This window comes from Halomonas sp. YLGW01 (assembly GCF_014840935.1).
Taxonomy (GTDB): domain Bacteria; phylum Pseudomonadota; class Gammaproteobacteria; order Pseudomonadales; family Halomonadaceae; genus Onishia.
In genome coordinates, this window is sequence record NZ_CP062005.1 from 435,314 (window position 1) to 459,146 (window position 23,833).

Here is a 23,833-nt window from a genome sequence, read left to right on the forward strand (position 1 = left end):
CTCAGTCACCTTATTTCAGTGATCGGGTGCCAGTGACCGAATGGGCCGCCGCCCTGAACTGGGCTAGGGTGAAGAGCATCACCATCCGAGGAGCGCAACGATGAGCGACGAACACGCGGGCGGCTTCTCGCGTCTTTCCCTGCCGCCGGTCGAGGTGATCGAGGCGGAGCTTCAAAAGCCCCGGGCCGACCAGCCTCGTGATGAGGCCGATGGCCAAGCCGGTGAAGGGGCTAATGGAGAATCTGAGGCGGCCCGGGCCGACCCTGAGCTCGCGGCCCTGGCCGATGACTTCGTGGAGGAGATCCTCGCCGACGAGGGGGCGGCCACCCGCCAGCGCCGGGCCGTCGACGAGATGGGCCTGTCGCTGCAGCGACAGGCCGCCCACTACAGCGCCATGCTCGATGCGCCGCTGCGCCAGCTCGCCGAGCAGGGCGAGGACGGTGGTCCGGTGGCTCGGGCGCTGACCGACCTTCGCGATCGCATGGGGCGCCTCGACCCGCACCGGCACAGGCTGAATCCCGGCCGCTTCGACCGCCTGCTGGGCGCCCTGCCCGGGGTCGGCAATCGCCTGCAGCGCTACTTCCACAAGTTCGAGACCGCCCAGCAGGCCATCGATGCCATCATCCATGAGCTGGAAGCGGGGCGCGATCGCCTGCAGCGGGACAACCTGACCCTTGGCGACGATCAGGCCAGCCTGCGCCAGATTCACGATCAGCTCTGGCGTCAGGTAACCCTCGGGCGGTTGATCGATCGGCGCCTGCAGGATGCCCTGCCCGAGGCGGTCGACGATGATCAGCGGCGCTTTATCCAAGAGGAGCTGCTGTTTCCGCTGCGTCAGCGCATCCTCGACCTGCAGCAGCAGCTGGCGGTCAGCCAGCAGGGCGTGCTGGCCCTCGAGGTGATCATACGCAACAACCGTGAGCTGATGCGCGGCGTCGATCGGGCCATCAACGTCACGGTCTCGGCGCTCAGCGTGGCGGCCACCGTGGCCCTGGCGCTGGCCAATCAGCGGCTGGTGCTGGATCGCATCGAGGCGCTCAATGCCACCACCTCCGAGACCATCGCCGGCACCGCTCGGGCGCTGCGCCAGCAGGGCGTCGACGTGCAGAAGCGGGCCGCCTCGGCGACCCTGGACATGGGCTCGCTGGAGCAGGCCTTCGGTGACGTGATGGCGGCGCTCGATGATCTCGCCCGCTACCGTCAGGAGGCGTTGCCCGAGCTTTCCGCCCAGATCGAGCGCCTGGATGGCCTGGCTCGGGACGGCGAGGCGGCCATCGACCGCCTGGAGCGGGGTGAGCCGGATCTTTTCGCCGCCACCGAGGCCGATGGCCGCAAAGCGGAGGCGGCGGCTCGAGAAGGGGGAGCAGGAGGAGACGATGGTGATGCCTCCGGTCGTCGCCGTTGAGTCGGCGCGGCTAAGTCGGCGAGGCTAAGTCGGCGCGGCTCCGCATGGGTGAGGTCATGCTTTAGGCGTGGCGGTCGTCGCTAGGTCCGCGGTGTGTCATCGGGTGGGCTATGCTGCTGAATGACGGACAGGATGGGTCATGGCTGTCGCCATCGCGGCGTGGCGCCCCCTTCGTCCCGGGCCTTTCGCCCAAGCGAGACGCATGCCATGCACACCCCCAAGCAGGTCTTCGTGGTGGGGCTCAACGACTTCAATCGCGCCCGGCTCGAGCAGTTGCCGGGAGCCGAGGGCTGCGAGTTCCATGGCCTCATTCCTCCCGAGGACGTCTACGATACCGAGGTCTTCGATATCGCCGACATGCTGGCGCGTGCCAGCGCAGAACTGGAGGCCTTCGAGGGCGCCATCGACGCCATCATCGGCTACATGGATTTCCCGGTGTCGACCATGTTGCCGATCCTGTGTCGACGCTTCGGCACTCGCACCACCAGCCTGGAGAGCCTGCTCAAGTGCGAGCACAAGTTCTGGAGTCGGCTGGTGCAACGCCAGGTGATTCCCGGCGCCATTCCCGCCTTTACCGCGGTCGATCCCTTCGATGAGCATGCCCTGGACACCATCCGCTCGGCAGGGCTCTACCTTCCCTTCTTCCTCAAGCCCATCAAGTCCTCCGGGTCACGGCTCGGTTTTCGCATCGACAGCCCGGAGGACTTCGCCCATGCCATCGAGCGGCTGCGCGAGGAAATCGGCCTGATTGCCGCCCCCTTCAATACCGTGCTCGACCACGCCCTGCTGCCGCCGGAGATCGCGGCGGTGGAGGGGCACTTCTGCATGGCAGAGGAGATCATCGGCGGCTGGCAATGCACGGTGGAGGGGTACGTCTTCGAGGGCGAGGTGGTCAGCTACGGCATCGTCGATTCGCTGCGCTACCCCCAGGTGCTGAGTTTCTATCATTACCGCTACCCGTCACAGCTGCCCGAACACATCCAGGCGCAGATGAAGGAGCTGACCACGCGGGTGATGACTCATATCGGCTACGACAATGCCGCCTTCAACATCGAGTACTTCTGGGATCAGGTGCAGGACCGGGTGTGGCTGTTGGAGATCAACACGCGGATCTCCCAGTCCCATTGCGATCTGTTCGAGAAGGTCGACGGCATCAGCAATCAGCAGGTGAGCCTCGATCTGGGCCTGGGGCGGCGTCCGGCGATGCCGTCGCGCCAGGGCGACTTTCCCATCGCGGCCAAGTTCTTCTACCGGGTGTTCTTCGTCGATGCCCGGGTGACCCGGGTGCCGAGTGCCGCCGAGATCGCGGCGCTTGAGGCCGACTTCCCCGGCACCCTGATCGCCCTGCAGGTCGCCCCCGGGCAGCAGTTGTCGAGCCTGCCCGAGCAGGACGCCTACAGCTTCGCCCTGGCCTATGTCTGGATGGGGGGGCGCAACGCCGAGGAGCTGCTGGTCCACTACGAGAGCCTGGCCTCGCGGCTGCAGTTCGCGTTCGAGGACGTGATTGGCTGAGGTCGGCCGACACCCCGGTCATGCGCCGATTCAGGGGGGCTGGCCGGGGCGACTTTCAGGGGCGGGCACATGGCGAGAACGCCTTAACATCTGACGAGGGAGGGGCGCGCATGCGCATCGTGACCGAGTACCCCCGCGAGGTCTTCGAGGAGGAGACCTGGCTTCGCCTTACCGATGGCACTCGGCTGGCGGTTCGCATCTGGCGGCCGGTAGACGCCGACCGGGACCCGGTGCCGGCGATCCTCGAGTACCTGCCCTACCGCAAGCGCGATCTGACCGCGGCCCGGGACGTACAGACGCACCCCTACTGGGCGGGACACGGCTATGCGGGGGTGCGGGTGGATATCCGCGGCACCGGCGAGTCCGACGGGGTGCTCACCGACGAATACCTCCAGCAGGAGCTGGACGATGGCCTGGAGATCCTCGATTGGCTGGAACGCCAGCCCTGGTGCACCGGAGAGGTTGGCATGGTCGGCATCTCCTGGGGCGGCTTCAACGGCCTGCAGATCGCCGCCTTGCGCCCGCCCCAGCTCAAGGCGGTGATCACCCTGTGTTCCACCGACGACCGCTTCGCCGACGACGTCCACCACATGGGCGGCTGCCTGCTCGGCGACAACCTGTCCTGGGCCTCGACCATGTTCGACGGCAATGCCTGTCCGCCGGACCCGGCCCTGGTGGGTGAGCGCTGGCGCGAGATGTGGCATCAGCGCCTGGACGGCAGCGGCCTGTGGCTGGCCACCTGGCTCAGGCATCAACGCCGGGACGACTACTGGCGCCACGGCTCGGTGTGCGAGGACTTTGCCGCTATCCAGTGCCCGGTCTATGCCATCAGCGGCTGGGCCGACGGCTACTGCAATGCGGTCTTCCGGTTGCTGGCCGGGCTCTCGGTTCCGCGCAAGGGATTGGTCGGCCCCTGGGCACACAAGTATCCCCACCTGGGTATTCCCGGGCCTGCGATCGGCTTTCTGCAGGATGGCCTGCGCTGGTGGGATCACTGGCTCAAGGGCAAGGATACCGGGATCATGGACGAGCCCATGCTACGGGTGTGGATGCAGGAATCGACACCGCCCTCGGCGCGCTACGAGTGGCGCCCCGGTCGCTGGATCGCCGAGCCCGCCTGGCCGTCGCCGAATATCGTCGAGAGCGCCTTCCGGCTCACCGCCGGCCATGACCTGCTGCCCGAGCCGGATCCGTCCGCTTCCGCCGCGGCCGGCCTGCCCGAATCGGCCTCGCCCCCGGATGATACGCCGCTGACGATTCGCTCGCCGCTGTCGGTGGGGCTCTATGCCGGCAAGTGGTGCTCCTACAATGCGCCGCCCGATCTGCCTCATGACCAGCGTGACGAGGACGGCGGGGCGCTGATCTTCCAGACCGCCTGGCTCGAGAGTCCGCTGGAGATCTGCGGTCAGCCGGTGGTCGAGCTGGAGATCTCCGCCGACCGGCCGGTGGCCATGCTGGCGCTGCGCCTGATCGACGTGGCCGCCGACGACAAGGCCTCCCGGGTCTCCTACGGGCTGCTCAACCTGACGCATCGTGACAGTAAAGAATCTCCTGAGCCGCTGACGCCGGGGCGTCGGTATCGGGTCCGGGTGCTGCTCAAGCATATCGCCCAGCAGTTCCCGGCCGGTCATGCCCTCCGGCTGTCGCTGTCGACCAGTTATTGGCCGCTGGCCTGGCCGGCCCCGCGGCCGGTGCGGGTGACCGTCTATCCTGCCGCGAGCCGCCTGATTCTGCCGCAGCGGGCGCCGCGCCCGGCGGAGGAGGCCGCCTTGCCTGTGTTCGAGGAGCCGGAGGGAGCGCCGCCGATCGCCAAGACGCTGATCCAGCCGACCCAGGAGCACTGGCGTGTGATCCGCGACCTGGCCAACGACGAGACCACCCTCGAGGTGATCAACGACGAGGGCACCTATCGTCTGGATGACATCGACATGGAGATATCGGCTCGGGTCACCGAGCGCTACAGTTACGCTTATGGCAGCTATGACAGCGTCTCCGGCTGGACGGAGTGGGAGCGCAGCTTTCGTCGCGGCGACTGGCAGGTGCGCACCCTGACGCGCACCCTGATGACCAGCGACGCCGAGCACTTCCGGCTGCGCGCGACGCTGGATGCCTACGAGGGCGACACCCGGGTCTTCGCCAAGAGCTGGGACGAGACGATTCCCCGTGACCTGGTCTAGTCGTGTGCCGGGCGCGGCCATGTCGAGCAGGTATCATGGCGCCACGCGGCCCTAGATGTACCCGCCAAGGATGCCGACAGGCCGGTGTGGCGGCCCCCATCGGAGTTGACAGGACCCTTCAGGACGAACGGCCGTGGCCGATAGAATGATCAGGTTGCCAGCCCTGAATGGTATCGGGGCGACGGTCATATAGGCGTTGCAAAGGTTCGAGACAGGGATGCGAAAGGCGAGACGCAAATGAGCGAGATCGATGTTGCCGCACTGCTGGCGAAGTCGAGCGATCCCACCTGCGTGCTGGGCGCCGAGGACGAGATACTCGAGGTCAACCGGGCCCTGGCCGATGCGCTGGGGCAGTCCGCCGATTCGCTACGCGGGCAGGCCTTCGTGAGCCTGCTGGCGCCGGAAGATCGCGAAGCGGGGCGCGCGGCCCTGGTCGCGGCCGGTGCCGTTTCGCTTCGGGCCCGGCTTGGAGCTGCTGGTGACGCCTGCCTCGAGGTCACTTGGCGTCTGACTCCGCGCCTCGATGGCCAGCGCCTGTGCCTGGGCCAGCCGGTGATCGCCGCGCCGCAGGCGATCGACCCGCTGCTTGGGCAACTGGCCCGCCACGTGCCCGGCGTCATCTATCAGTATCGCATCCGCCCGGATGGCAGCTCCCATTTCCCCTATGTCAGTGCGCGCTTCGAGGAGCTCTTCGACCTGCCCGCCGCCGCGGTCCGCGACGATGCCGCGTCGCTCTTCGCCCGAGCGCACCCGGAGGACCTGCCGCGCATCGTCGAGAGCATCGATCAGGCGGCCCGCGCTCTCACCCCATGGCACTGCCGGTACCGTTATTGCCGGCCCGATGGTCGGGTGCGCTGGCACGAAGGCAATGCCACCCTCGAGCGCCAGGCCGACGGGAGCCTGCTCTGCCATGGCTACATCACGGACATCACCGCGCGCCACGAGCTGGAAGCCGCCCTGGAGGAAGAGCGGTTGCGACTCTCCAATATCCTCGAGGGCACTCATGCCGGGGCCTGGGAGTGGGACGTCGTGACCGGCGAGATGCATGTCAACGCGCGCTGGGCGGAGATGCTCGGTCATGCGCTGGCCGAGCTCGAGCCGGTCAGCTTCGCGACCTTCGAGGAGCGGGTTCATCCGGAGGACATGGCCCAGGTGCGGCGTCGCCTGGAGGCGCACTTCAGCGGTGCCCGGGACTTCTACGAGGTCGAGCTGCGCATGCACCATCGGGACGGTCACTGGGTCTGGGTGCTGGCCCACGGCAAGGTGTTCCGCTGGTCCGAGCAGGGCCGGCCGTTGATGATGGCCGGCATCCACCAGGAGATCGGCGATCGCAAGGACGCCGAGGCGGCGCTCAAGCGACTGGCCACCACCGACCCCCTCACCGGGCTGTGGAACCGTCGACATTTCCTGCAGCAGCTCGGCCAGGCCTTCGATCGCTGCCAGCGCTATGGCCGGATCTCGTCGGTGATCCTGGTCGATATCGATCATTTCAAGCGTATCAACGACAGCCATGGCCATGAGGCCGGGGATCGGGTCATCCAGTGCACCGCCGAGGTACTGAGTGCCTGGTGCCGTCATCTGGACGTGCCGGCGCGTATCGGCGGCGAGGAGTTCGCCCTGCTGCTGACCGACACCGACGAGAGGGGCGCCCACGCCCTGGCCGAGCGGATCCGCCATGCCCTGCAGGCTATGGCGGTGACCTACGGAGATGCCTCCCTGCACCTGACCGCCAGTCTCGGCATCGCCGCCATGGGCGTCGGGGATCGCCACCATGAGGATTGCATGCGCCAGGCCGACCGCGCCCTCTATGCCGCCAAGAATGGCGGCCGCAACCGGGTCGAGGTGGCCTCGGCGCTGCCTTCCGGTGTCGGCCTGGAGCATCCATGACCCTGACCGCCGCGTCCGCGCTGCCCGCCACCGAACGCGCCTCGCCCAAGGAGATCCTCGGTTGGGCGATGTTCGACTTCGCCAATCAGGCCTACACCCTGTTGATCATCACCGTGGTCTTCGGTGAGCTGTTCACCACGGTGATCGTCGGCGATCGCGGCGACGATTATCGCCTCGCCAACCTGTTGTGGAGCGCCGCCCTGGCATTGAGCTACCTGCTGGTGGTAGTTACCGGGCCGGTCTGCGGGGCGGCCATGGATGTCGCGGCGGCCAAGAAGCGCTTCCTGTTCGCAAGCTACCTGGTCACGGTGGCCGCCACGGCGCTGCTCTATTTCGTGGCGCCGGGGTTCATCTGGCTGGGCGTGGGACTGATCGTGCTCTCCAACTATGCCTATTCGATGGGGGAGTCCTTCATCGCCGCCTTCCTGCCCGACCTCGGCCCGCCGGAGGATCTGGGCAAGATCTCCGGGTTCGGCTGGGCCCTTGGGTATGTCGGCGGCCTGTTCGCCGCCGGCTTCACCCTGATGGTGCTGGGCGAGGCCACCGCCGAGAACTTCGAGCGCATCCGCTGGGTCGGGCCCTTCGCGGCGGGCTTCTTCCTGATCACCGCCATTCCCACCTTCCTGTGGCTCAGGGAGCGCGGCACGCCCCAGCGGCGGCCACCGGGGTGTGGCTTCGTTGCCCTGGCCTGGGCGCGGGTCGGCACCACCTTCCATGAGCTCAAGCGCTTCCGTGACCTGGGGCTCTTTCTGGTCTCGCTGGTGTTCTCGATGGCCGGCATCTATATCGTGATCGCCTTCGCCTTCATCTACGGCGCCCAGGTGATCGGCTGGGATGCCACCACCCGCAATCTGATGTTCATCATCGTGCAGATCACCGCGGCCGCCGGGGCCCTGGGCTTCGGCTTCCTTCAGGACCGGCTCGGCGCCAAGCGCACCTACCTGCTGACCCTCGGGCTCTGGGTGCTGGCGATCCTCGCCATCTGGGCGACTCCGGAGCTGACCGCCTGGCTCAACGCCACGCTGGGCCTGGGCTGGGAGCCCCAGCAGCTGTTCCTGGCGGTGGGCTGCCTGGCCGGGCTGAGCCTCGGGTCCAGCCAGTCGGCGAGTCGCGCCCTGGTGGGGCTCTTCTCGCCATCCCACAAGGCCGCCGAGTTCTTCGGCTTCTGGGGCCTGGCCAACAAGCTCGCCGGGGTGATTGGCATCATCGGCCTGGGGCTCCTGCAGTCGGTGGTCGGGCTCAAGGCCTCGATCCTGCTCTGCGCGGCGCTGTTCGTGGTCGCCATTCTGATCTGCCTGGCCGTCGACCAGGCTCGCGGCCGACGCTCGGCCTTGCAATGGGAGGTGCGCGAGCGAGAGACGGCTCCGACGCAGCCCGCTTCCCCTCAATAAATCGGTTCGCCGGCCGATATACCCTGAAGACCCGACCGAGGCACAGCGGAAGTGCCTGGCATTAGGGGGCCGGATATGGCTCGGGTGATTTCGACGCCGACGGCGGCGGGTGTCACCGACGCCCCGGCTTCCCCGGCAACCCTCGTATTGCTGGAGATGTCTCTTGTCCTATCCCGTAGCCGGTGCCTCGCAGACCATCGACGAGCAATCACGCCTCAAGGAGCTCCAGGCCCTGAAGCTGTTGGGCACCGAGGCTGAGCAGCGCTTCGATCGCCTGACGAAGCTGGTGGCCGATGTGCTCGAGGTGCCGATCTGCCTGCTGAGCCTGCTCGATGACCAGAACGCCTGGATCAAGTCGGCGGTGGGGGTACCCGCAGGGGCCCATCTGCCCCGGGATGCCTTCCTGTGTCACAAGACCCTCTACTCGGGCACCGACGTCCTCATGGTGACGGATACGATTAAGGAGCCGGCACTGGCCGAGAATGCACTGGTCACTGGCGATGCCAGCATCCGCTTCTATGCCGGTATCGCCCTGCGGGGCCCCGGGGGACTGCCGGTGGGGACCCTATGTGTCATGGACACGGAGAGCCGCGAGCTCGACCCGGCACAACGGCGTCGCCTGCAGGCCTTCGCAGAACTGGCCGAGCATGAAATGGTGGTCACCAAGCGGCTCGGCGAGGCGCGGGACGACCTGGTCGATCAGGCCTTCTTCGATCCGGCCTCCGGCCTGCCTCGCCGTCTAGTGAGCCATGATCATCTTCAAACCCTGATCGACAGGGCGCGGGAGCAGCAGCGCGTCGGTGCCCTGGCGGTGATTCATTTCCTGCAGTTCGATGAGTTTCTCAACACCTATGGTCGCGAGGCCCTGACGCGGGTGGTCAGGCTCTTCGCCGAGCGCCTGCAGCGCCTCGCCGGCGAGGGCGGGCTGGTGGCCCGCCCCGATAAGGATCGCATGCTGATCTCTCGGGGGGACTTCGCCATGGCCACCGAGGCTTGGCAATGGGCGCAGCGGGTGTACGACGAGGTCGTCGCCCCCTATCCCGTCGGAGAGGGCCAGCGCTCGGCGGCGGTGGCCATCGGGGTCAGTGACTTTCCCGACGCGGCGGCGAGCGCCGAGGAACTGATGCGCCAGGCCAACCTGGCCAAGGAACTCGAGCGGGGGCAGGGGCTGCATCGCTACGACCAGAGCCTGGGCCGGCAGGTGCAGCGGCGGGACCGGATGACCCGTGCCCTGATCAAGGCGATCGAGGATGATGAGCTCAGCCTTCACTTTCAACCGATCCTCGATGTCGGTGCTGACTCGATCGTTTCCTGTGAGGCGCTGGCGCGCTGGCAGTGTGAGGAGTTCGGTCGTGTCAGCCCCGGCGAGTTCATCCCTCTCACCGAGGAGAGCCCGCGGCTCTGTCGCAGCTTCACCCGTTGGGTGCTCGAGAAGGCCTGCTGCGCGGCCATGGACTGGAACCGGGGCCGGGCGAGGCCGGTGGCCGTCAACATCAATGTCGCGGGCTCGGAGTTCTATCGGCCGGGGTTCTTGGAGGATGTGGAGCAGGCGCTGGTGGCCTCGGGACTCAGCCAGGCGTTGCTGGTCATCGAGGTCACCGAGCAGACCCTGATCCAGCATATCGAGCGGGCCGTGGACACCCTGGCGCAGCTGCGCGGCCGGGGCATCCTCTGCGCCCTGGATGACTTCGGCACCGGCTATTCGTCGTTGAGCTACCTGCGTCAGCTGCCGCTGGATATCCTCAAGATCGACCGCAGCTTCCTCGACAACCTGGAAGAGGATCACACCGCTCAGGAGGTGACTCGCGGGATCGCCGACATCGGCCAGTCCCTGAAGATGGCGGTGATCGCGGAGGGCATCGAGACCCCCGCCCAGCAGACGGTGCTGCGTGGCCTCGGCATCGAGCAGATGCAGGGTTTTCTCTGGCATCGACCGATGTCCCTCGAGGCGTTGCAGGGCGTCTTCCACGGCCTGGACGTGGCGGGGCGCGGCTCGCCGCTGGTGTCTGGCTGAAGGTGCCGCCGTCGCTGATGCTGGCGCTGGTGCTGTCAGAGCGCTTCTTGCTAGCATGGATGGATGAACAGTGTCCCGCCCGCGGCGCCGGTCACCGCTTCCCTGGATGACCCGCGCTATTACCTGACCAACTTCCGCTTCGTGCTCGACTGGGTCGTCGCCCGCTACGCGGACCTGCTCAGTGACGAGGAGCACGCTACCCTCGCGCGTCTCCAGGCGCTGCCGGCGGCCTCGCTGGCGCTGCTCACCCGGATGGTGATGCGCAAGGGGCAGCGCTTTCGCCTGCAGCGGCTTCGCTATGCCGAGATCGGCGAGCCCCGCGCGGCCCTGGCCCCGCTGATCGACGCGGGGCTCGTCGACGATGCCCCCCGGCTCGACCTCGCCGCACTCTTCGAGCTCGCGACCCTCGCCGAGCTCCGTCAATGGCTGGCCGACGAGAGACACGCGGCGGGCCTGCCGGCGGGTGCCAGCAAGGCGCGGCTGCTCGAGGCGCTACGCCCGCGGCTCACCGAGGCACGGGCCTTCCCCGATTGGGGCGCACCCGAGGGAGAGGGGGTGATCGAGCTTGTCTGCATGGCGCTCTGCGAACGGCTGCGGCTGATGTTCTTCGGCAACCTGCGCCAGGATTTCTCGGAGTTCGTGCTGGCCGAGCTTGGCCATCAGCGCTTCGAGCGGGTGGCCTTCCACGATGATTCCCGTGCCTTCCAGACGCGTCAGGAGGTCGATACCTACCTGGTCCTCGAGACTCTGCGCGCACGACTGGGCGATGGTGAGTCCCCGGCGGTGCTGTGGTCGGAGGTGCCCGGCGGGGCCTCTGACACCGCGCCCAATGCCTGGCTCGAGGCTCGCCGCGGTCGGCTGATCTTCCGGCTTGCCCGCGAGGCCGAACGCCAGGGCGATGTGACCCTGGCCGCCGAGCTCTACCCTCACTCCGGCCATCCCGAGGCCCGGGTGCGGGCGCTGCGGCTTGCCGAGCGTCGGGTGGACGGCGAGCCAGGTTCCGAGACACCCCTCGCCGCGACCCTGTCGGCCGTGCGGGAGGCCGTACGAGAGGCCAGAAGTGCCCCCCGCGATGCCGCCGAGGCCCAGGCCCTGGCGCGGCTGGACGCCCGGCTTGGCCGCCGCCTGGGGCGCCCCGTGGCATCGGCCCGAGCGCCGTCGCCCAAGCGCTTCACCCTGACCCTGCCCGCCGCACAACGCCGGGTGGAACGCGCCGCGCGCGACCACCTCGCCACCGAGGCGGCCCCGGTGCACTACGTGGAAAACACCCTGATCACCGGCCTCTTCGGGCTGCTGTGTTGGCCGGCGATCTTCGCGCCCCTGCCCGGTGCCTTCTTCCACCCCTTTCACAGCGGGCCCGCGGATCTCTATCGCCAGGACTTCGTCGTCCGGCGCCGCTCGCTGTTCGATGCCTGTTTCGCCGAGCTGGATGATGGCCGCTACAAGGACACCCTGCGCGCGCGCCTTATAGAGAAGCAGGGGTTGGCCTCGCCCTTCGTGCACTGGGGGATCCTCGACGAAGCGCTGCTCGAGCAGGCCCTGGCCTGCATTCCGGCCACGCATCTGCGTGCGTTCTTCGAGCGCCTGCTTGAAGACCCGCGAGCCAATCGCGCCGGGCTTCCTGATCTGGTCCAGTTCTGGCCGGAGGAAGACAAGGGGGCGCGCTATCGGATGATCGAGGTCAAGGGCCCCGGCGACCGGCTGCAGGACAACCAGCGCCGCTGGTTCGCCTTCTTCGCCGAGCAGGGCATCCCTGCGGCGGTCTGCGAGGTGCGCTGGGAGGACGACACGCAAGCGGGCGGAGACGCGTCGGCGCCATGAGCCTCAAGGTGGCGGTACGTGCCCTCTGCGACTTCACCGCGCGCCGCGGTGATCTCGATCATCGCTTCACCCCGTCGCCCACTGCCAGTGAGGGCATCGCCGGTCATGCGCTGATCGCCGAACGGCGTCGGGCGGCGGATGCGACCTTCGAGACCGAGCTGGCACTCGAAGGTGATTATGTCGACGAGACGGGCCAGACGCTGGTAGTCAGCGGGCGTGCCGATGGCTTCGACCCGACGGCGCACTGCCTGGAGGAGGTCAAGACTCACCGCGGCGACCTGGCGCGCATGGCCGACAACCAGCGGGCGCTGCACTGGGCCCAGCTCCATGTCTACGGCGCCCTGCTGTGCCGGGCTCGCGGCCTTGAGCGCCTGACGCTGTCACTTGTTTACCTGGAGCTCGGCAGCGGCCGGGAGACCCGGCTCAGCGAGACCCGCACTGCGGCCGAGCTGGAGGCGATCTTCACCGATCACGGCGCCCGCTACATGGCCTGGGCCCGGCAGGAAGCGGTACACCGCGAGCGCCGTGACGCCGCCCTCAGACGGCTTTCCTTCCCCTTCGCCGCCTTTCGTACCGGCCAGCGGCCGTTGGCCGAGGCGGTCTACAAGGCGGCGAGTACCGCCCGCGCGCTGCTGCTCCAGGCGCCCACCGGCATCGGCAAGACCCTGGGCACGCTGTTTCCGATGCTCACCGCCATGCCGCGCCAGGGGATGGATCGCTTGTTTTTCCTGACCATGAAGACCCCGGGGCGGCGGCTGGCGCTGGAGGCGTTGGAGCGGGTCGACGCCGCCTGCGAGGCACAGGACAGCGCGCCGAGGCTGCGCTGGCTGGAATTGATCGCCCGCGACAAGGCCTGCGAATACCCGGGAAGTGCCTGCCACGGCGAGGCCTGCCCCCTGGCCAGGGGCTTCTATGATCGGCTGCCCGCGGCCCGGGTAGCCGCCGTCGAACGCGGCCGCCTCGACCGGCAGGCGCTGCGGGAGGTGGCGCTCGACCATGCTGTCTGTCCCTATTATCTCGGCCAGGAGCTGGCCCGCTGGTGCGATGTGGTGGTCGGCGACGTCAATCACTACTTCGACACTCACGCCCTCTTGTACGCCCTGACACAGGCCCATGACTGGCGGGTCGGGGTACTGGTCGACGAGGCGCACAACCTGATCGAGCGAGCCCGTGGCATGTACAGCGCCGAGCTCGATCAGCGCAGGCTCGCGGCGCTGCGCCGTCAGGCGCCGCCGGCACTTAAAGGCTCCTTGGCGCGGCTCGGGCGACAGTGGGCGGCCCTTTGGCGGGAGGACGAGCAGGCTGCCGTTCCCGATGCGCCGAGCGGTGCGGCGGGGATGCAGGGCAGGCGCACCGACCGAGGGCCGGACTACCGAGTAATGTCTGCGGCGCCCGGGGCGATGCTGCGGGCGCTTCACCAGGCGGCGACGGCGATCACCGACCATCTGGCCGAGCATCCCGGCGAGGTCGACCCGGCCCTGCAGGAGTTTCTCTTCGAGGCGCTGGCTTTCACCCGGCTCGCCGAGGCCTTCGGTGATCACTCGCTTTATGAGCTGACCCGGGCCGGCCGAGGGCGGGCCCGACTGGCGCTTCGCAACCTGATCCCGGCGCCCTTCCTGGCGCCACGCTTCGCGGCGAGCCATAGCGCGGTGCTGTTCTCGGCGACCCTCTCGCCGGGGAGCTACTTCCGCGACCTGCTGGGGCTGCCCGACGCGACGGCCTGTCTCGAGATCGCCTCGCCCTTCGCCGGGGAGCAGCTCGAGGTGCGCATCCGGCGCGATATCTCGACCCGCTATGCCCATCGCCAGGCCTCCATCGAGCCGATCGTGGCCACTCTCCATGAGCAATTCCGGCGCGCGCCGGGCAATTACCTGGCCTTCTTCAGCAGCTTCGCCTACCTGGAGGCGGTCGCCACCCGCCTCGGCGAGATGCACGCCGAGATTCCCGCCTGGTGTCAGACGCGAGGCATGGACGAGGCGGCGCGGGAGGCCTTCCTGGCGCGCTTCGTGCCGGGCGGGCAGGGCATCGGCTTCGCGGTGCTGGGCGGCGCCTTCGCCGAGGGGGTCGATCTGCCCGGCGAGCGGCTGATCGGTGCCTTCATCGCGACCCTGGGGCTGCCGCCGGTGGAGGCGCGACAGGAGACCCTGCGCGAGCGGCTGGAGGCGCGCTTCGGCCGCGGCTTCGACTACGCCTACCGGTACCCGGGGCTGAACAAGGTGGTGCAGGCCGCGGGGCGGGTGATTCGCGGCCCCGAGGATCGTGGGGTGGTGGTGCTGATGGATGATCGCTTCGCCCGGCCCGAGGTCAGGGCCCTGCTGCCGGGCTGGTGGCGGCTGCCCTGAGGCTTATCAGATGCCTGCCGGCGCTCAGGCCCGGCCGAACCGGGCCTTGAGGGCGACGAGCCCCTTGGCGCCGGCGACCAGCAGGGCGCCGGCGGCGAGGCCGATGGCGCCATTGAGGACGGTAGTACTGAGTGGACCCAGCACCACGCCGGCCGTGGGCAGGTCGGCGGCGTGCTCGGCCAGTGCTTCGACACCGTGGTGCAGCATCGGCAGGCCATGGGCGAGGATGCCGCCGCCGACCAGGAACATGGCCGCGGTGCCGACCACCGAGAGCGTCTTCATCAGCCGCGGTGCGGCGGCGAGCAGGGCGTTGCCGGCGGCGCGGGCGAGTCTTCCCGCCCGACGGCTCAGGTGCAGGCCCAGGTCGTCGAGCTTGACGATGGCGGCGACCAGGCCGTAGACGCCGACGGTCATCACCAGGGCGATGCCGGCCACCACGATCACCTGCTGGGTGAAAGGCGCGCCGGCCACGCTGCCCAGGGTGATGGCGATGATCTCCGCGGAGAGGATGAAGTCGGTGCGCACCGCGCCCCGGATCTTGTTTCGTTCGAAGGCGACCATGTCGGTGGCGGGGTCGGCCAGCGCCTTGACGTGCTCGGCATGGGCCGCCGCGTCCTCGCCTTCGGCGTGGGTCAGCACATGAAGCAGCTTCTCGGCGCCCTCGAAGCACAGGAAGGCGCCGCCCAGCATCAGCAGCGGCGTCACCAGCCAGGGAGCCACCGCGCTGATCGCGAGCGCGGCCGGCACCAGGATCAGCTTGTTGCGCAGCGAGCCCTTGGCCACCGCCCAGACCACCGGCAGCTCCCGATCGGCCCTGACCCCGGTGACCTGCTGGGCGTTCAGCGCCAGGTCGTCGCCAAGCACGCCGGCGGTCTTCTTGGCCGCCACCTTGGTCATCACCGAGACGTCGTCGAGCAGGGTGGCGATATCGTCGATCAGCGTCAGCAGGCTTGCACCGGCCATGGGGTCATCCTTGTCGTTTTGCCGCAGTGGTCGAAGGCGAGGTGTCGATCTCCTCGTCGGCTTCGTACAGGGCCTCGAGCTCGCGGGCCGCTTCCTGCACGGTCTGGATCTGCTTCTTCTCGTTGCCGAACACCTCGAGCTGGCGGCGCAGCGCCTGCTCGTCGTGGGGCCGGAAGGTGTCGATGGTGTGCTGGGCCTGCTCGCGGGTCACGTCCAGCGCGACAAGCACCTCCCGAGTCAGCTCCAGGCTCGCCGGCAGCAGCTCACGCACCAGGTGCTCGACGCCGGCGCGCATCAGCAGGTGCGCATGGTAGCGGTTGCGGGCCCGGGCATAGAGGCGCAGATGCGGGAACTGGCGCTGCACCTGGGCGACGATGCGCATCGAGGCCTCGGTGTCGCCCACCGCCACCACCATCACCCTTGCCTTGTCGGCGCCGGCGGCCTCGAGCAGGTCGATACGCGAGGCATCGCCATAGTAGACCTTGTTGCCGTAGCGGCGCACGAACTCGACCTGATCGGCATTGATGTCGAGCACCGTGTAGGGGATCTTCAGCCCCTGCAGGGCGCGGCCCATGATCTGGCCGAAGCGCCCGAAGCCGGCGATGATGATCTGCGGCGACTCGTCCACCGGTTGATCGAAGCTGGGTTTCTTGCGCTTGACCTTGAAAAGCGGCCGGATGCCGCGCACGTGGATAAGATACAGAAGCGGCGTGGCCGCCATCGACAGCGAGACCACCAGCACCAGCAGGTGAACCAGTTCGAGATCCAGCAGGGCGGCGCTGCCCGCCGCCGTGAGCAGCACGAAGCCGAACTCGCCGCCCTGGGAAAGCAGCATGGCAAGGGTGGTGGCTTCCTTCCAGCTGGTGCCATAGCGCTTCGCGGCTACAAGAATCGAGAGCCCCTTGGCCAGCAGCAGGGCGGCGGTCAGGCCGAGAATGATCAGCGGCATCTCGGCGAGCAGGCCGATCTGGGCGGTCATGCCCACCGCCATGAAGAAGAGCCCCAGCAGCAGGCCGCGGAAGGGCTCGATATCGGCCTCGATGTTGTGGCGATACTCGGAGTCGGCCAGCAGCACCCCGGCGATGAAGGCGCCCAGCGCCATCGACAACCCGGCCAGCGCCATCACCAGCGCCGCGCCGATCACCACCAGCAGCACCGTGCCCGCGAAGACCTCCCGGCTCTCGGTGCCGGCGGCAAAGCGAAACAGCGGACGCAGCAACAGTCGGCCGCCGATGATCAGCCCGGCGAAGGCGCCGATGGCGATGGCCATCTCGGTCAGCAGCGGCATGAGGCCCTGAGCCAGCAGCGAGCCGGCGCCGAGGATCGGGATCGCCGCCAGCACCGGGATCGCCGCCAGGTCCTGGAACAGCAGGAGCGAGAAGGCGTTGCGACCGTGGCGAGTCTGCAGCTCGTGACGCTCGCCGAGCAGCTGCAGCACCAGCGGCGTGGAGCACAGCCCCAGGCTGAAGCCGACCACCAGCGCCGTGATCGGCGGCAGGCCCAGCGCCCAGGCGAGGCCCGACAGCGCCAGGGTGGTGATGGCCACCTGCAGGCCGCCGAAGCGAAGGATGGACCGCTGCATCAGCTTGAGGCGCGAGGGCTTGAGCTCGAGACCGATCACGAACAGCAGGAAGACGATGCCCACCTGAGAGAACTGCAGCACCGCCTCGGCATCCGGCACCAGCGCCAGCGCCGAGGGACCGATCACCACGCCGGCGGCCAGGTAGCCGAGCACCTCGCCGAGCCCCAGTCGCTTGAAGAGCGGCACGATCAGCACCGCCGCGGCGAGAAAGATCAGTACGTTGAGCAACAGCTCGATGGCCACCGTGGTCTCCCTGTGAACGCACGGGCGCCGTCATGGCCCCCTGGTGGAGAGAATTCTACACGACTCGGCCGGATGGGCCTCGGGGACGGCGTACGGTAGGCTTGGCCTGCGGGCGTGTTGCCCGCGCCCCGCTCGATGCTTCTCCTTCGTTCACCGGATGCCTTGCCATGCAGCTCAACGCCGATTTCTCGAAGAACGTCGTGATCACGCCCGAGGACTACCGGTGGGTCGCCTCGCCGATCCCCGGCGTCGAACGAATGATGCTCGATCGCATCGGCGACGAGGTGGCGCGGGCCACCTCGCTGGTCCGCTATGCCCCGCACAGCCACTTCTCGCCCCACACCCATGGCGGCGGCGAGGAGATCCTGGTGCTCTCCGGCGAGTTCGGCGACGAGCATGGCCGCTACCCCGCCGGCTACTACCTGCGTAACCCCATCGGCAGCCGCCATGCGCCGCGGGTCGGGGCCCAGGGCGCCACCATCCTGGTCAAGCTTCACCAGTTCGATCCCGCCGACACCGCACAGCTCGCCTTCGATACCCGCGCGGCCCGCTGGTATCCCGGCCAGGTCGAGGGCCTGCAGGTGATGCCGCTGCACGATTTCGGCGGCGAGCATGTGGCGCTGGTGAAATGGGCGCCTCATACCCTGTTCAACGCGCACTCCCATTGGGGCGGTGAAGAGATCTTCGTGCTCGAAGGCACCTTCCATGACGAGCACGGCGCCTACCCTGCTGGCAGCTGGCTGCGCAGCCCTCATCTGAGTCGCCACGCGCCCTTCACCCAAGAAGAGGGGGCGCTGATCTACGTCAAGACGGGGCACCTGCCGCCTGCCGGCGGCTGAGATGTTCAGTGCTGCGCCGATGCCTTGCAGGCGAGCTCGACGCGATTCCTGCCGGCACGCTTGCCGACGTAAAGGGCCTGGTCCGCGCGCTTGATCAGGGCCTCCAGGTCGGTCTCCTCGGCGTGCGCTTCGGCGATGCCTATGGTGACGGTCTGGGGTCGCTCGTGTGTCGTGTCTTCCAGCGACAGCGCGGCGATCGTCTGGCGCAGTCGCTCCGCCACGCCTCGAGCCTCGTCGAGGCAGGTGTCCGGCAGGGCGACCACGAATTCCTCGCCGCCGAAGCGCCCGATCACATCCTTGGGACGCAGGGATTCCCGGCAGGCCGTGGCGATCTCGGTCAGTACCCGGTCCCCGTGACTGTGGCCCCAGGTATCGTTGACGGTCTTGAAATGATCCACATCGATCATGAAGAGGCTGAGCGGCGTCTTGTCCGATTGAGAGCGTTCCAGCAGGGCCTGGGCGCGCTTCATGAAGTGGCGCCGATTGTTAAGGCCCGTCAGGGCATCCCGCTCGGCGAGCCCACGCAGCTGTGCCTCCAGGGATTGTCGGTGAGCCACTTCCCTGAGCAGCCGGCGATTGTGGTCGCGCTCCTGGTGAAGCAGCGCAAACTGCTGGCGTTGCAGGGATTCCACTCGCAGCAAGGCAAAGAATCCCACCAGGTTGGCCATGATCAGCAACAGCGCCAGGCGGAGTATCTCTACCGGGTCAAGCGCCGCCGCTAGTGTTGCGGTGGTCAGGAAGCCAATGCTCAGGTAGAAGCTGGCGGCTGTCACGACCGTCAGCAGGTTGGGAATCAGGAGGTAGAACGCCATGATGGCCACGACCACCGCCACCATCTGAGTGGAGAGGGTCTCGGGGCGCAGGGGGACGATCAGGATGATGCCGGTTGCCAGCACCCAGAGCGGCAGGGCGTGCAACCAGACGTTCCGGGCATAGCCGCCCCAGCGCCCGATGGCGAAGGCCAGGAACAGGCAGAAGCTGACCACCAGGATGCGCATGGCGATCAGCAGATAGAACTCTCGGGTCAGGCCCAGATAGTTGTAATCCGAAACTGCGAACACGGCGAAGATCGTGGTCGCCAGGCTCAGCGCCAGACGGGATTCCAGTCGCACCCGCGACCTGATGGTCCGGCGATACATCCATTCCCTGCCGCGTTCGCAAAACTGCCCCGTGACCCGATGCACGCGGTAGGGCGTTCTTCGTGTCGCCAAGCTTTCATTCTCCCTGTGCGGAACGGAGACCTGCCGGGTGTCGCCCTGTCGTGGTGGGCCCTATGCCGGGCAGCGCAGCAGCCCGAGGCTCGGGCGCGACCGGGGGGGTGATGGCGTCATGGCGTCGCCGACGCTCAGGTCCTGGCGGGCATCCGTTGGAACCGGCACCCAGGCCGTCATGAGCCCTCGCTCCGGTTGCACCATCACACGATCCCGACCGTTACATGATGGAAATAATGATCCAGTTTCTACTCACATAGTACTATCTTCTGTCATATTCTGTGACATTTCATGCTACACGACAGCCTCGACTCCACCGCAGCCTGCCGGGCTGCCAGGTATATTCAAATGGACTTGAATAATCGAGCCCTGTTGCGTCAGGCCGGCCTGCTGGTGCTGCTGACCATCAGCCTGATGCTCGCCCTGATCGGGCTGCTGGAGGCCCTACTGCCATCTGCGCCCCTGCCGCCCCGGCTGCAGGCCTCTCTGGTCGGCAGCCTGTTGCTGTTGCTGGCCACCCTGGTGCTGGGCGTTCTCTGCGAGACCTCGGCCTGGCGGGGGAGATTGCGTTCGCCCTTGGCGCGAGGGGGCGGGGTGACGGCGCTGCTGCTCGGAGCGATGGCGCTGGCGTCCCTGCCAGTGCCCGGCGTCGCCGGCCAGGCCTCCCCGATCATCGGCCTCGGCGTCTTCCTGCTGGGCTCGGTGCTGCTGGGTGTCCCGGCCCGGGGCGCAGCGCTGCCGCCGCTGAGGCCCGCGACGCTGGTCGTCAGTGCAGTAGGCATCGGCTTCAGCATCGCCCTGTGGTGCCTGACACGCTGGTCGCTTCACCTGCAGCGAGGCGATGTCGCGGCGGAGTTTGCCGCCTTCACCGGATTGGTCGAGGTGCTGCCGGCCGGTATCGGCCTGTTGGGATTCGGCCTGACCTACCTGTGGATCGTCAGCCTGGCCCTGATGGACATCCGTGCCGCCCAGACCCGGGCGCTGGCCAATAGCGAACAGCGGTTTCGCTCGCTGTTTACTCAGAACCCCGATGCGGTGCTGTCGATGGATCTGGACGGCATTCATCGCAGCGTCAATCCCGCGACACAGGCCATCATCGGTGTCGAAGCCAAGGCAATCCTTGGCCGCTCTCTGGAGCAGGTGCTGAGCCCCGAGGCAGTGAGTCGGCAGGATCTTGCATGGGTGGCGACAGCCTTCGAGGCGGCGAAGAGCGGGCAGGTCCAGCATTACGCGCTTGATTTTCGCCCGCTCGGGCAGGCGAACAAATGCCTCGATGTCCGACTGCTGCCGATCGTCATCGAAGGCAAGGTAGAGGGGGTCTACGGCATCATCAAGGACGTTACCCAGCATCAGCGCGATCTGGAGCGTTTGCATGTGCTCGAGCGCAGTCTCGAGGCCAGCAGCAATGGCGTGATCATCTTCGAGGCTACTCGGGGCGGTTACTCGGTCGTCTACGTCAATCCGGCCTTCACCCGTGTCACCGGCTATCCCGCCGAGGAGGTGCTGGGGCGCAGCAGCACCTTCCTCGAGGGCCCGGAGACCGACCCGCACCAGGCGGTCCAGATCCAGGCCGCATTGGACAGGGGGGAAGGCCTGACGATCGTCATTCGACACTACCGGCGCGACGGGCGTCCGTTCTGGAACCAGCTGTTCATCTCCCCGGTACATGACGAGCGGGGCCAGGTGACGCACTTTATCGGCATCATGGACGACATTACCGAGCGCAAGGACCAGGAAGCGCGGCTCGCTCACCATGCCAACCACGATGCCCTGACGGGGCTCGCCAACCGGGCGCTGCTCCACGATCGGCTGCAGCAAGGTCTGGCCCTGGCTCGTCGTCATGGCCAGGTGTTGGCGGTGCTGTTCATCGATCTCGACGAATTCAAGCCGATAAACGACTCTCTGGGCCATGCGATTGGCGATCAGCTGCTGATCAGCGTGACCCGCTGTCTGAGCCGCGGATTGCGCCCAAGCGATACCCTGGCCCGGCTGGGTGGCGACGAGTTCGTGCTGCTGCTACCGGATCTGCACGAGCCAAGCGAGGCCAGTCGGGTGGCCGAACGACTGTTGCGGGCGCTCGAGGCGCCGCACCGGGTGCGTGGTCATGAGCTCTATCTCTCGGCGAGCATCGGCATCTCCGTCTGCGACGACGCCGGCGAAGCTCAGGTCGGCCAGCTCATCCAGCAGGCCGACATGGCCATGTACGAGGCCAAGCAGCAGGGGCGCAACACCTATCATCGCTTCAGCGCCGATCTCGACAGCCGCCTCTCCCAGCGCGTCATTCTGCGCAATGAGCTGCAGGAGGCCATCACCCAGGGCCAATTGACGCTGCACTATCAGCCGCTTCTGGATGCCGCGGGCCGAGTCCATGGGCTCGAGGCGCTGGTGCGCTGGCAGCACCCCACCAAGGGCGCCATCTCTCCTGGGGATTTCATCTATCTGGCCGAGGAGACAGGGCAGATCGTTCCGCTCAGCCAGTGGGTGATGGGGCAGGTCTGCCGCGATGCCCTGGAGCTGCTGGCGCGGGGGCTGTTGCCGGGACGGGTGGCCGTCAACCTGTCGACGCTGGAGTTTCACCGCGCCGATTTCCTGGCCGGTCTCAGGGCGACCCTCGAGGCCAGCGGGCTCTCTCCCGCGTATCTGGAGCTGGAGCTGACCGAGAACATGCTGATGCGCGACACCGAGGCCGCCAGCGAGCTGATGCATGCCCTGCACGAGCTCGGCGTGAGCACCGCGATCGACGACTTCGGCACCGGCTTCTCGAGCCTGAGCCACCTGCGCTACCTGCCCATGGACAAGATCAAGATCGATCGCAGCTTCATCTGCGACGTGACCGACAACACCAGGGATGCCGCGGTCTGCCAGAGCGTGATCACCCTGGCCAAGGAACTGGAGCTCAGGGTGGTCGCCGAAGGCATCGAGACCACCGCCCAGCACGACTACCTGGCGCGCCATGGCTGCGAGCTCTTCCAGGGCTACCTGCTGGCCAGGCCCATGCCCCTGGGACGGCTGATCCCCTGGCTGAGCGAGCGCCGGGTGCCTGCCTGAGCCGCCGCCCGGCACATGACAGGCGCGCAACAGTCTGATCCTCAAATAGAAAAACACCCGCCGAGGCGGGTGTTTTTTCTTGCGGCAAGGGGGCGTGCCCGAGAGGGGGTTAGTCCCAGCTCAGCGCGCCGCCGACCTGGTACTCGGTCACGCGGGTCTCGAAGAAGTTCTTCTCCTTGCGCAGGTCGATGATCTCGCTCATCCACGGGAAGGGGTTCTTGGCGCCCGGGAACTGCTCCTTGAGGCCGATCTGGGCCAGGCGACGGTTGCAGATGAAATGGAGGTACTCCTCCATGATCGCCGCGTTCATGCCCAGCACGCCGCGGGGCATGGTGTCCCGCGCGTAGGCGATCTCGAGCTCGGTGCCCTCGAGGATCATCTGAGTCACCTCGTCCTGGAACTCGGGCGTCCACAGGTGCGGGTTCTCGATCTTGATCTGGTTGATCATGTCCACGCCGAAGTTCAGGTGCATGGACTCGTCGCGCAGGATGTACTGGAACTGCTCGGCGACGCCGGTCATCTTGTTGCGCCGGCCCATCGACAGGATCTGGCTGAAGCCGCAGTAGAAGAAGATGCCTTCGGTCACGCAGTAGAAGGCGATCAGGTTGCGCAGCAGTTCCTGGTCGGTCTCCGGGGTGCCGGTCTGGAAGTCCGGGCGCGACAGGGACTGGGTGTGCTTGAGGCTCCAGGCCGACTTGGCGGCGACCGAGGGCACCTCGCGGTACATGTTGAAGACCTCGCCTTCGTCCATGCCCAGCGACTCCACACAGTACTGGTAGGCGTGGGTGTGGATCGCCTCCTCGAAGGCCTGGCGCAGCAGGTACTGGCGGCACTCGGGGTTGGTGATCAGGCGGTAGACGGCCAGCACCAGGTTGTTGGCGACCAGGGAGTCGGCGGTGGAGAAGTAGCCCAGGCTGCGCTCGACGATGCGACGCTCGTCGGCGGTCAGGCCATCCGCGCTCTTCCACAGCGCGATGTCGGCGTTCATGTTCACTTCCTGGGGCATCCAGTGGTTGGCGCTGCCGTCCAGGTACTTCTGCCAGGCCCACTCGTACTTGAAGGGCACCAACTGGTTGAGATCGGCGCGGGCATTGATCATGCGCTTCTGGTCGACCTCGATGCGCTTGGCGCCCATCTCGAGTTCCTCGAGGCCGGCGGCCACGTCGAGCTCCTCGAGGGACTGCTGGGCGCGGGCCAGGCGATCCTGTTCGACGGCCTGATACTGGCCGGCGCTTTCCGCGACCGCGTCAGGCGCGGGGGCGTCCGTGCCGGGCTTGGGCGCCGGTGCCGACTTGGCCTCGGTGGGCTGCTCGGCGACTGCGCTATTGTCGTCAATCGTGTCTTCGTGAAATTCGTCCCAGTTCAGCATGTCGTCTTCCTCGATGTGTCGTGGGGCCG

General features: G+C 67.5%; 14 protein-coding genes. 10 read left to right on the forward strand and 4 right to left on the reverse strand.

Going from position 1 to position 23,833, the window contains the following annotated elements; all coding sequences use genetic code 11:
* Positions 1–100 precede the first annotated feature (100 nt).
* From IEJ03_RS02135 to IEJ03_RS02170, 8 genes are all read left to right on the forward strand, one after another.
* Entirely contained in the window at positions 101–1,405 is a 1,305-nt protein-coding gene (locus IEJ03_RS02135) for a toxic anion resistance protein (protein WP_192036085.1), read from the forward strand.
* 207 nt (positions 1,406–1,612) lie between these two features.
* A complete protein-coding gene (locus IEJ03_RS02140; RefSeq protein WP_192036086.1) occupies positions 1,613–2,917 on the forward strand; it encodes an ATP-grasp domain-containing protein in 1,305 nt (434 codons plus the stop codon).
* Between the two features lie 110 nt (positions 2,918–3,027).
* Entirely contained in the window at positions 3,028–5,094 is a 2,067-nt protein-coding gene (locus tag IEJ03_RS02145; RefSeq protein ID WP_192036087.1) for a CocE/NonD family hydrolase, read from the forward strand.
* Between the two features lie 237 nt (positions 5,095–5,331).
* Complete coding sequence (locus IEJ03_RS02150; RefSeq protein WP_192036088.1) at positions 5,332–6,981, forward strand: sensor domain-containing diguanylate cyclase; 1,650 nt, start codon at positions 5,332–5,334, stop codon at positions 6,979–6,981.
* Positions 6,978–8,372, forward strand: a complete 1,395-nt coding sequence (locus IEJ03_RS02155; protein ID WP_192036089.1) for an MFS transporter — start codon at positions 6,978–6,980, stop codon at positions 8,370–8,372. The genes IEJ03_RS02150 and IEJ03_RS02155 overlap by 4 nt, the downstream gene beginning before the upstream one ends.
* Positions 8,373–8,535: 163 nt before the next feature.
* A complete protein-coding gene (locus IEJ03_RS02160) occupies positions 8,536–10,386 on the forward strand; it encodes a sensor domain-containing phosphodiesterase (RefSeq protein ID WP_192036090.1) in 1,851 nt (616 codons plus the stop codon).
* A 63-nt stretch (positions 10,387–10,449) separates the two neighbouring features.
* Positions 10,450–12,207, forward strand: coding sequence for a VRR-NUC domain-containing protein (locus tag IEJ03_RS02165; RefSeq protein WP_192036091.1), 1,758 nt, complete (start codon positions 10,450–10,452; stop codon positions 12,205–12,207).
* Positions 12,204–14,549, forward strand: coding sequence for an ATP-dependent DNA helicase (locus tag IEJ03_RS02170; RefSeq protein WP_192036092.1), 2,346 nt, complete (start codon positions 12,204–12,206; stop codon positions 14,547–14,549). The genes IEJ03_RS02165 and IEJ03_RS02170 overlap by 4 nt, the downstream gene beginning before the upstream one ends.
* Before the next feature lie 24 nt (positions 14,550–14,573).
* Here IEJ03_RS02170 and IEJ03_RS02175 read toward each other — a convergent pair whose 3' ends face one another.
* Positions 14,574–15,512, reverse strand: a complete 939-nt coding sequence (locus IEJ03_RS02175) for a DUF808 domain-containing protein (RefSeq protein ID WP_192036093.1) — start codon at positions 15,510–15,512, stop codon at positions 14,574–14,576.
* A 4-nt stretch (positions 15,513–15,516) separates the two neighbouring features.
* Complete coding sequence (locus tag IEJ03_RS02180) at positions 15,517–17,337, reverse strand: monovalent cation:proton antiporter-2 (CPA2) family protein (protein WP_192036094.1); 1,821 nt, start codon at positions 17,335–17,337, stop codon at positions 15,517–15,519.
* A 167-nt stretch (positions 17,338–17,504) separates the two neighbouring features.
* On the opposite strand from IEJ03_RS02180, the gene IEJ03_RS02185 reads away from it, so the two are divergent.
* On the forward strand, positions 17,505–18,176 hold the full coding sequence (locus IEJ03_RS02185) for a cupin domain-containing protein (protein ID WP_192036095.1): 672 nt from the start codon (positions 17,505–17,507) through the stop codon (positions 18,174–18,176).
* A gap of 5 nt (positions 18,177–18,181) precedes the next feature.
* On the opposite strand, the gene IEJ03_RS02190 is transcribed toward IEJ03_RS02185, so the two are convergent.
* On the reverse strand, positions 18,182–19,387 hold the full coding sequence (locus tag IEJ03_RS02190) for a GGDEF domain-containing protein (protein WP_192036096.1): 1,206 nt from the start codon (positions 19,385–19,387) through the stop codon (positions 18,182–18,184).
* Positions 19,388–19,735: 348 nt separating this feature from the next.
* On the opposite strand from IEJ03_RS02190, the gene IEJ03_RS02195 reads away from it, so the two are divergent.
* Positions 19,736–22,435, forward strand: coding sequence for a bifunctional diguanylate cyclase/phosphodiesterase (locus IEJ03_RS02195; RefSeq protein ID WP_192036097.1), 2,700 nt, complete (start codon positions 19,736–19,738; stop codon positions 22,433–22,435).
* A gap of 109 nt (positions 22,436–22,544) precedes the next feature.
* Here IEJ03_RS02195 and IEJ03_RS02200 read toward each other — a convergent pair whose 3' ends face one another.
* Entirely contained in the window at positions 22,545–23,804 is a 1,260-nt protein-coding gene (locus IEJ03_RS02200; protein ID WP_192036098.1) for a ribonucleotide-diphosphate reductase subunit beta, read from the reverse strand.
* Between the last annotated feature and the right edge of the window lie 29 nt (positions 23,805–23,833).

What these genes read in the sequence shown, in the direction of transcription:
- IEJ03_RS02185 (WP_192036095.1), top strand. Translation starts at nt 17,505, where the DNA reads ATGCAGCTCAACGCCGATTTCTCGAAGAACGTCGTGATCACGCCCGAG.
- IEJ03_RS02155 (WP_192036089.1), top strand. Translation starts at nt 6,978, where the DNA reads ATGACCCTGACCGCCGCGTCCGCGCTGCCCGCCACCGAACGCGCCTCG.
- IEJ03_RS02175 (WP_192036093.1), bottom strand. Translation starts at nt 15,512, where the DNA reads ATGGCCGGTGCAAGCCTGCTGACGCTGATCGACGATATCGCCACCCTG.
- IEJ03_RS02135 (WP_192036085.1), top strand. Translation starts at nt 101, where the DNA reads ATGAGCGACGAACACGCGGGCGGCTTCTCGCGTCTTTCCCTGCCGCCG.
- IEJ03_RS02150 (WP_192036088.1), top strand. Translation starts at nt 5,332, where the DNA reads ATGAGCGAGATCGATGTTGCCGCACTGCTGGCGAAGTCGAGCGATCCC.
- IEJ03_RS02170 (WP_192036092.1), top strand. Translation starts at nt 12,204, where the DNA reads ATGAGCCTCAAGGTGGCGGTACGTGCCCTCTGCGACTTCACCGCGCGC.
- IEJ03_RS02195 (WP_192036097.1), top strand. Translation starts at nt 19,736, where the DNA reads ATGGACTTGAATAATCGAGCCCTGTTGCGTCAGGCCGGCCTGCTGGTG.
- IEJ03_RS02200 (WP_192036098.1), bottom strand. Translation starts at nt 23,804, where the DNA reads ATGCTGAACTGGGACGAATTTCACGAAGACACGATTGACGACAATAGC.
- IEJ03_RS02140 (WP_192036086.1), top strand. Translation starts at nt 1,613, where the DNA reads ATGCACACCCCCAAGCAGGTCTTCGTGGTGGGGCTCAACGACTTCAAT.
- IEJ03_RS02145 (WP_192036087.1), top strand. Translation starts at nt 3,028, where the DNA reads ATGCGCATCGTGACCGAGTACCCCCGCGAGGTCTTCGAGGAGGAGACC.
- IEJ03_RS02165 (WP_192036091.1), top strand. Translation starts at nt 10,450, where the DNA reads ATGAACAGTGTCCCGCCCGCGGCGCCGGTCACCGCTTCCCTGGATGAC.